Source organism: Methylorubrum podarium (assembly GCF_040270385.1).
In the GTDB taxonomy this organism is placed as follows: Bacteria; Pseudomonadota; Alphaproteobacteria; order Rhizobiales; family Beijerinckiaceae; genus Methylobacterium; species Methylobacterium podarium.
On record NZ_JBELQE010000043.1, the window covers coordinates 41,386 to 50,133 of the forward strand.

7 protein-coding genes are annotated in these 8,748 nt (G+C 71.2%); 3 read left to right on the forward strand and 4 right to left on the reverse strand.

Going from position 1 to position 8,748, the window contains the following annotated elements; translation table 11 throughout:
- The first annotated feature begins 298 nt into the window (after positions 1 to 298).
- The 3 genes from ABS772_RS06850 (at position 299) to ABS772_RS06860 (ending at position 2,160) form a co-directional block, all read left to right on the forward strand.
- Entirely contained in the window at positions 299 to 547 is a 249-nt protein-coding gene (locus ABS772_RS06850) for a hypothetical protein (protein ID WP_350393198.1), read from the forward strand.
- Positions 544 to 861, forward strand: coding sequence for a S24 family peptidase (locus ABS772_RS06855; protein WP_456238265.1), 318 nt, complete (start codon positions 544 to 546; stop codon positions 859 to 861). The genes ABS772_RS06850 and ABS772_RS06855 overlap by 4 nt, the downstream gene beginning before the upstream one ends.
- Before the next feature lie 150 nt (positions 862 to 1,011).
- Positions 1,012 to 2,160: a hypothetical protein gene (locus ABS772_RS06860; RefSeq protein ID WP_350393199.1), complete on the forward strand. Its 1,149-nt coding sequence runs from the start codon at positions 1,012 to 1,014 to the stop codon at positions 2,158 to 2,160.
- Positions 2,161 to 2,267: 107 nt separating this feature from the next.
- Here ABS772_RS06860 and ABS772_RS06865 read toward each other — a convergent pair whose 3' ends face one another.
- From ABS772_RS06865 to ABS772_RS06880, 4 genes are all read right to left on the reverse strand, one after another.
- On the reverse strand, positions 2,268 to 2,621 hold the full coding sequence (locus ABS772_RS06865) for a hypothetical protein (protein WP_350393201.1): 354 nt from the start codon (positions 2,619 to 2,621) through the stop codon (positions 2,268 to 2,270).
- Positions 2,622 to 2,644: 23 nt separating this feature from the next.
- Entirely contained in the window at positions 2,645 to 5,095 is a 2,451-nt protein-coding gene (locus ABS772_RS06870) for a hypothetical protein (RefSeq protein ID WP_350393203.1), read from the reverse strand.
- 1,799 nt (positions 5,096 to 6,894) lie between these two features.
- Positions 6,895 to 8,193, reverse strand: a complete 1,299-nt coding sequence (locus tag ABS772_RS06875) for a hypothetical protein (RefSeq protein WP_350393205.1) — start codon at positions 8,191 to 8,193, stop codon at positions 6,895 to 6,897.
- A 243-nt stretch (positions 8,194 to 8,436) separates the two neighbouring features.
- Positions 8,437 to 8,748, reverse strand: a 312-nt coding sequence (locus ABS772_RS06880) for an alpha/beta fold hydrolase (protein ID WP_350393207.1), incomplete at its 5' end; no start/stop codon positions are given.

The window sequence follows — 8,748 nt, forward strand, 5'->3', positions numbered from 1 at the left end:
GACGTCGACCCACCACCCCGCCCAATCCGTCTCGGGCGCCCCGTCCATCAGCGCCCGCGCCACGCGATCCGCTTGAGGGCCGAGCATGCGCGATCGCGCCACCCAACGGCCGACAGGTCGAGCGCGGCATCGCCCCCCTCGCCCACACAGTGGAAGTGGTAACGCTGGACGGTCACTGCGCTTTTCGCTCCGCGTCCACAGTGCTCCCCACGCCATTTCGGCGCCGGCCCGAACCTTGTTGAACCAAGCCCCGCCATCAGCTTTGTTCTCTTTGTGTTCTGAGGGAGATAGGGGGCACATGCACGCCGTTGCCGAGCGCAGAACGACCCCGCACAACGAGCCACCGGCCAGAGCGAACACACCGCGCACCGAGGCCGAATTCATCGCGCAGGCGTATCGCGACGCCCATCGCGGCGATCACCGTGCGGCACTTCTGGCGGCCATCACCGACGCCCTCACCGACCTCGCGGCAGCCGAGCGCCGCACCGAGGCCGTGCGGCGCGAAGTCTCTCGCGGCTTCGTGCGTGGCCGGATCGGCACGCCATGAGCGGCAGTCTCTTCTGCGTGAAGGAACTGCCCAGCGACGCCGTCGCGACCGTGCGGGTGCCTGTCATGGGCCACGCACTCTGCGCAGGCTTCCCGTCGCCGGCCGACGACTTCCAAGAACAGGCGATCGAGCTGCCGCGCTGGCTCGTACCGAACCCGTCGGCGACCTTACTTTGGCGCATCGCCGGCTTCAGCATGCGCGATGCCGGCATCCACGAGGGCAATCTTGCCTGCGTCGACCGAAGTCTGCCCCCCGGCCACAGCAACATCGGCGTGGCCGCCGACGACGGCTGCGCCGTCGCCCGTACGGCGTAGGGTTCGGCGGGCATGAATGCGTGAGGTCTCCCCGCGATCGCCCAGCGGCGATCGGAACGCGAGGAGCTTCACGGGAGCACCAAGGATGTGGACACCCGCTCTGGCGTGTGGTCTCCACGATGCACCCGACCAGCCGGACCCTGAGCTCCCATGGGACGCCTCGCCCTGAACTGGACCGGTCTCGCGCTGGCCATGGCGCTGCTGGCTGTCAGCGGCACGCCGCTTCTGCCTCGTGCGCGGCAGGCCCTCCTGCTGCTCCAGGCTGCGGACGAGCCGGCGGCCCTCGCGGCCCTGCAGCTGCCGGCCCTTCTCACCCCGGACCGGATCACGGCGGAGATCGACGGGGCGGTCGCAGCCGAGGACGAGGAGCTCGCCCGCAGTCTCCTTGCGGTCGCGGATGAGCATGGTGTGGCAGTCGCCGCGGATCGCCGCGCCGCCGTGGCAACTCTCGACGATGGATCGGCCTACAGGTCGCTCCGGGCCTTCACCCAGGGGGTTGTCTCCGGGCAGGCCGACGGGGCCGCGGGTCTCACCGGTGTCCTCCTTGCGGATGCGAGCGGCATCGGCGATCTCCGTGACATCCTGCGGGAGGGGCCCGCCTGTCTGCAGGATCAGCCCTGTGACAGGATCATCCTCGGGCTCGCCAGCGTCGGCCTCGCGGCCACCGCTGCGACTTGGGCGGGTGGCGTCGGCGCGCCCGCCCGGGGCGGCCTCACGCTTCTCAAGGCCACCCATCGGCTCGGCCGTTTGTCACGACCGCTGACAGATTCCCTCACGCGCACGGTCCGCGACAGCATCGACCCGGAGGCGCTCCGCACCGTGCTGCGCAGCGGCGCCCGGCTCGATCCGGCTGCCCTGCGCCTGGTCGCAGGGTCGGCTGTTCGGCCCGCCGCGGCCGGGCGACTGCGCCGCCTCGGCTCGGAGATCCATGACCTCTACGGGCGCACCGGCTCCCGCGGCGTCATGGATGCGCTGAGCCTCGCCCACACGCCCGAGGAGGTCGGGCGTGTGGGCAGCCTAGCGCGGAGCATGGGTGCGCGCACGCGCGGCGTGCTCCGGCTCCTCGGCCGGGCGGTCCTCGGGTTGGGCGCCACCGTCGCCGGTCTCACGCAGACGCTGCTTGCAGCCTTCTTCTGGATTCTCGGGTTGGCCTGCCTCTGCGAGCGGCTCGGACTCGTGATCGGCCGCACGTTGTGGTCGCGTCCGGGGCGTCGGGCGCCCGCGGCTCGTGTGACCGTCGCGGGCGCGCTCATGAAGCGCCCCGATCCGGGGCACCGACCGGATGTTCCGACGGCTTGACGGCTCCGCCCCGATGGCGGCGCCCGGACGACCGGAGCGGACCCGGACTTGCTCCGGGGCCATGTGTCCGTCGGAAGATCCGGATTGGAGGATGATCAGGTAGAGCCCTATCCCGATCCCTTCCCGTCACGCCTTGGTGGCTCGAAATCGGGGGCCGCCGCATCGAGACGGCGGATTTCGGTGTGCTCCTCCTCCGTGCATCCCGGCCGCAGGCGATGGGGGACCACGACGCCGTGGAGCTGCGCGCGCAGATCGTCCCAGCGCTCGTGCAGAACGCGCCAGTGATGGGCATCATAGGTGCCCTCGAAGATCACCGGCCGGATCTCGATGCGTGGAAGCGGCTGCGCGCCCGCCCGGACGGCGGCCTCTAGGTCCCGAGCCCAGTGGCTCCCGACACGGTCGATCCGACCGACCTGCTGCTCGACGACGCCGGGGTTCCACTCCGGGTGCAGCAGGATCACGATCCGGCAGGCCTGATGCAGGTTCAGGCCCTCGCGTCCGACGAGGGATTGGCCACGAGGACCCGCGGGTTGCTCTCTACCCGGTTGAAGGCGAGCTGGAGCGTGCGGCGTGTGGGCAGCGCCGTGGCTCCGTTCATCAGGCGGGCGAAGCGGCCGCGCTCGGTTCCGTACTCGTCACCAAGGCGCTCCGCGAGCGTGCGCCAGAGCGCACCGGCTTCCACCGGATCGAGCGCACCGTCGTTGTCCGCGTCACCCTCGCCGCGCTCGCGCAGTGCCGACAGCAACTGAAGAAAGGCTTCCGCGACCGCCTCGGCCGGGAAGGATGCGGCCGCGCGCGTGTCCGCTGCCTCATACACTGGCTGACGATCGTGACCGAGCAGCTGGTCGATGGCTGCCGCCAGCACGGCTCTGTCCCCGTCGCGCCCCGCCCGTGCCGTCTCGGCGAGGATCCGCGCGTCCCGCTCCGCCTCCGGCAGGCCGCTCAGGATGAGGTCGAACAGCGACGCCCGCAGCGCCTCGCGACGCCGCTCGATCGCCTCGTACTGCCGGGCCAGCTGCGCATCGATGGCTGCCGGATCGAACGGCCCGGCGCGTCCGAGCTGCCGGTGGGCTGCGGCGGCAGCGGCGACCTCGCGCTGCTCGATCCGCCGCTGCGGCCAGAGCGCGCCTGCGTCGAGGGCGCGCAGCATCGCCCGGGCGTTGAGGAGCTCCACGAGGGCACGCATCGGGCCGGTGAAGCGGCCGAAGACGAGGACCTTCTCGCCCTGCGCATGGTAGGCCTCGATGGCGGCGATCGCCGCGAGGATCGCCGGGTGCGCATGAAGGGCGCCATCCGCCCGCGCCGTGCGGTCGATGACCCGCTGCCACCAGGCCGCACGTGCGAGGCGCTTTTCCTCCCCGGGAGACAGCACGTCCTCTTCACTCGGGGGGGCTGGCTCGCCCGGCAGGGGGGCAGCGTCCGAATCCGGATCGCCCGGCTGGATCACCGTATCCTCGGCCGCCGCCGCCGAAGCGTCGAGCCGGGTCGCGATGCCGTGCCCGTTGGCGAAGGTGAGCCGGAGGCGCTGGGCGGCCGGATCGTCGCGCCCGCGCACGACGAAGGAGAGGGCTTCGGCCGCGCACACGGCCTGCCGCCAGCCGGGACCGAGATTGGCCGGCATCACGGCGATGTCGTGCTGCCAGCGGTACGCGTCAGGATTGCCTGCCGCGGACGCCGTCTCGCGAAACAGGGCGACGGCGGCGTCCCCGCGCTTGTCGCGGCGCAGGACGTATGGCCTGAGCGCGGTGCCGAAGGCGTCGGCGGCCACGATGTAGGCCTCTCGCGCCGCCGCGCTGCTGCGCCAGCCGAGGCGTACGCGCCGTGCGGCGGCGCCGTATTCGTCAACGATGGGCCTGATCCGCGCGCGTGACGCCTCATCGACCCCGATGCGGGCCAGGGTCTGGTCCCAGTCACCCGCGCCAAGCTCGACCGGCGTCGCCGTCAGGCTGAGGCGTCGTGCGGCCGCAGAGGTCAGCAGAGTGTTCGCAAGGAGGTTTTCGAGACCCGCGTCATCACCCCGGCTCTTGTGCGCCTCGTCGATGATGACGAGGTCGAACGCGCCGAACCCGAGGCCGACCGCGTTCTGGAGCAGGCGGCGCGATAGGCTGCCCCGCTCGTAGCTCGCGCCCTGGTTGGCGGCCCGCCAGGCAGTCTCGCTGCCGAGTGTGGCGAAACGCGTCCGGACGGCCGCCTCGGGCGAAGCGGCGCAGAATGCCACGATTGAGCGGGCCGCGGCCTGCACCCAGGTGTCGGCCCGCTCCGACATCGCCCTGAACCCGTAGGGGTAGGTGCCGGTCGCGGCCTGCTGGGCTAGTCCGGCGAGGAGCGGCAGGATCTCGAAGCGCCAGCGCTGCGTCGTCGCCCCGAGCCGCCAGGTGACGAAACCGTGCGAGATCAGGAGCACGCGCTGGTCGAACCAGGGCTTCGCGTGCGCCGGATCGGACCAGGCGGCGAGGAAACCCCATAGGCTTCGCACCACATCGGGCACGTTCGGGACGCCGCCATGGCGCAGCTCCTCCTGCCACTGGAAGCCCAGCGTCGGCGGGATCAGGATGGCGACGCGGCCACCGGCCGCGGTGACGGCCTGCGCGAGTGCAACGGCGATGCGCGTCTTGCCCATGCCGACCTCGTCGGCGATCACCAAGCCGTGCTCGGGCAGGCGTTCGGCCAGGGCGCGCAGGCTGGCGCGCTGTCCCTCGTTCAGATGCGGGCCCGGTGCATCCGCGAGGATCCCGAGGTTGTCGCCGACCCGGTGCCAGCCGGTGAACGTCATATCAGGCCTCGAAGGTTGCGAGCCCGGCGACCTGCCAGGCGGTTGCGGCGCGCGCGAGGGTGTCCTCGTAAAGCTTTCCCTCCGGGCTCGCGGCGTCCCGCGCGAAATCGGGCCGGAAGGGCTCGGCGCGCAGCGCGCTGAAGGGGTCAAGGCCGAGCGCACGGAAGGCCTCGACTCCGGCATCCGCGCCTGCAAGCTCGAGGGTCTGGCCGAGCCGGACGCACCACGCTGTCCAGTCCGCCGGGTGCAGCTCCGTCTGCCTCGCGGCGATCCGCTCGATCAGGGCCATGACCTGTCGGATCGGGTAGTCGCTGGGCGCAGAAGCCGCACCGCGCCCGCTCGCGACACTCGATCCGCCGTCGTCGTCGCCGCCATCGTCCGTCCCGGTCCCGTCGGTGTCGTCCGCCGGGGGAGCGGGGAAATCGGCGAGGAGCGCCCAGACTTCGTCGAGGGTGACGGGCGCCAGGGCTATCGCGCCAACGCGGCCGTGTCCGTCGATCACCGGCACCCGCTCGGAACGGGCCTGACCATCCGCCGTCCAAGTGAGCGTCACCTCCGGCGGGCAGGGCCCCGGCCAGAGCACCGATTTCCCGTCGCGGCCGCACGCGATGCCGGACGGATTGAGCACCGCGAAGGTGAGTTCCGTCTCGCCCGGCGGCGTGAGACGTCCGGTGCCTTCGGATACAGGTGTCCAGATCAGATGGGACACCGGTGCGACGCAGTAAGCCTCCGACCGCTCGGGCATCTCGCCGCCCGGATCCACGTTCTCGGGGTCCAGAAGGGTTGCCGCGTCCCGGCTGATGGGCAGCGCCGCCTTCACCGGCACGCCGTTGGAACCATCCTCCCAGACGAGCCCCTCGGGGGCTAGCACGATCCCGGCCTCGAGATTGCCGCCGGACGGACCGGCGCGCAGCAGACCCGGATGCGTGAGATTGCCTGAGCCGAGGTAGAGCCAAGCGTCCCGGCAGCGGGGCGAGCGTCCATCGTACTGAGCGCCGAACAGGAACTTGGCGTGCAGCTCGCGTGGCCGCCGGAATGGTCCCTGTCCGGGCTTGCGCACGCTCCAGCCCGCAGCCGCGATCGCCGCCATTGCCCCCGCGACCGCCTGGCAGCCGCCCGGCTTGACGAAGAGATTGATGTCCCGCCTCGGCGCGAGGTGCCCGGCATCGGTGAGAGCCGCCACGACTTGGGCGGGGACCTGCGGAACGCCGTCACCCGCTCCGCCCTCGTAGAAGCCTGAGCCCATCGCGAGGTAGTTGCGCCGTGCTGGCGCGATCCGCGCAATGATCTGGGGCAGCAAAGCCTGCGTACGGCTGTCGATGAAGCGCGGTCGCACCTGCGTCGGTGCACCGGCCGCAGCCTCCGCGCACCAGCGGTCGAGGGCCGCCACGGCTTCCCGCGTGAGGCGGGAGGCCACCTGGAGCGGCGCGGCATCGACCCGGTTCCGCAGGGCCCGGAGGAAATCCGAACCGGCGCTCAGATCGGCCACACTCTGCGCGGTATCCGCCTGCCCGACCTCGTCGGAGCCGATCTCGATGCGGCAGGCGAGGTCGAGGCTCTCCTCCAGGGTCTCGCGCGTCCAGTTGCCGGTCGAGACGACGAGACGCAGCCACCAGCCGTCGCGGCCCAGGGGGCGGAACCCGAGCAGCGCCACCTTGGCGTGCATCAGTCGCTGGTCGCCGTTTGCCGGGAGTGGCAGGTGCAGCACGCCCGGCGCATCCACGATCGAGACCCGGGGGCTGCCGGGATCGAGGATCAGCCCCAGCGCAACCTCGCCCTCGGCGGCCCGACGACGCCGCGTTCGCCGGGTGAAGCGTTCCGCGGCGGCGTCGAGGAAGAACGCGTCGGCGGAGTAGCCGCACAGCCAGCCGAAGCTGCCGACATGTCCGTCCGGGGGCTCGAACAGGTGCAGGAGGGCGGGGGGCTGGTCCGAGCCGAAGGTCCGGCGGTTGTCCATCGCGTCAGGCCCCATCGGCATCGCTAGGTATCGCGCGCAGGTCGGGTGCCAGGGCGGCGAGGTTGCGGATGCGCCGCGAGATCCCCTCCGGCAGTGGCGGGACCGTCTCCTCGGGCGCCTCCTCCGGCAGTTCGTTCTGCATCGCGTCCGCGGCGTCATCCGGGTCCGACTCGCGCGGAGGCCGCCCCCGGAAGGCGATGCCCGCTAGGATGGCGCCGTCGATGAGACGCAGGATGCGTCCGTCCCGGGCCACAAGGCGGCCGACCAGGGTTTGGGCATCCGCCTCGATGCAGTCCGTGCAGAACCGCGCGGCGGCTCGCCCTGGCGAGGGATCGTGCCCGGTGGCCAGGAAGGCCTGCGCCCGACTGCGCAGCAGCTCGAGCGCAGCGACCAGGGGGGCATCCACGGCATCGCCGAGGGCGAGCCTGCGCAAGCCCGCCGCGCCCATGCGGGCCTCGATTCGACCGAGCACCGAACCGCCCGGTCCCTCTCCGGCTGCGGCCTCCATCACCCCGGCGAGCGCGGCCCCCGCGCGCATGTCGGCCCAGTGCGCCGGGTCCCTGATTTCTGGAGGCCGCGTGTCCCAGGCGGTGTGGCCGCCCGGCCGGACGCGAAGTCCCTCGACGAAGGCCAAGGCCTCGCGCCGCCGCGCGCGTTCGGCCTCGGGACCGGACAGGAAGGCTTCCCGCAGGATCTCACGTGCCCGATCCGGCAGGGGCCGCGTCGGATCGAGCTCGTCCACGATGACCTTGCGGCGAACCGGCAAGGATCCCCCACCCGCCCAAAGCCGGAGGGGCGTGCGGGCACGCGGGCAGGTGGCCTCAAGAAGGGCGAGGCCGCGTTCGGTGACGGCGTAGCTGTTGAAGCGGCGGCTGGATGCCGAGACGAGGCCGAGCATCGGGAGCGCGTCGCGGGTCCCGATGCGCATCGGTTGGCTGACATAGAATGCCCGGCTGCCGGCGTGCCGGAAGGTTGGATCCTCCCCACCTGCGTGCTGCTGCAGCTTGAGGTACCCCGGCAGGCGCGCATCGCGGGGCCATCCGTTGCGGGAGAGGGTCAACCAGACCGCCAGGGCCTCGACGGCGTTGGCCGCTGCGATGTTCGCGGGCCCGCGGCCCTCGCGGCGCAGCGTCCCGGCCAGATGGATGCCGAGCAGCGCCAGGATGACCTGCCGGCCGAACCAGACACCACCGAGGCCCGGCACGGCGCGCTCGTTGAAGAAGCGGACGATGGCACCCAGACCGAGGGTGCGCACCCGGCGCGTCCCGCCCAGGCGCTCGCCGCCGAGAAGCCCCCACTCCATCGAACGTCCGCCTCCCCCGCAGCTCGGGTTGCATCATGGCGTGCAACCTAAGCGAGATCCAGTCTTGACGGTGCAGGAAGTGAGCTCCGCAGGAAGGTCTCGGGGAGGAGTCGGAAAATCATGACGACACGCCCGTATCCGCTGGGCCACGCGGCCGACGGAGTGTCGGTGGGTAGACATCTTTAGAGTATGTCGAGTTCGGCTGAAGGATCTCAATCCAAGTCGAATTCGAAGGATAAGTCTTCAAGCTGAAGGCCTCTCTTGCGGTGCAAGAAGGAATGGCAGCAAGGCAGCCGTGAAGGCCTCCGGATGCGAGTAATTGATCCCGTGGGCCGCGCCGGGGATAACGGCAAGAGTCCCTCGAGGCAGAGAGACAGCGAGGCTCGTCACGAACGCATAGGGCACGATGTAGTCGCGCGTGCCCCAGACCACGAGCGTCGGCTGAGAGATCCGTAACACCTTCTCTGCGATATGGTTGTCGACCATGCTCCTCAGGGTCTGGAGGTAGCGCCGGATCCCAGAGCTGGCATAATCCGTCAGCGCGACCCAGGCGAG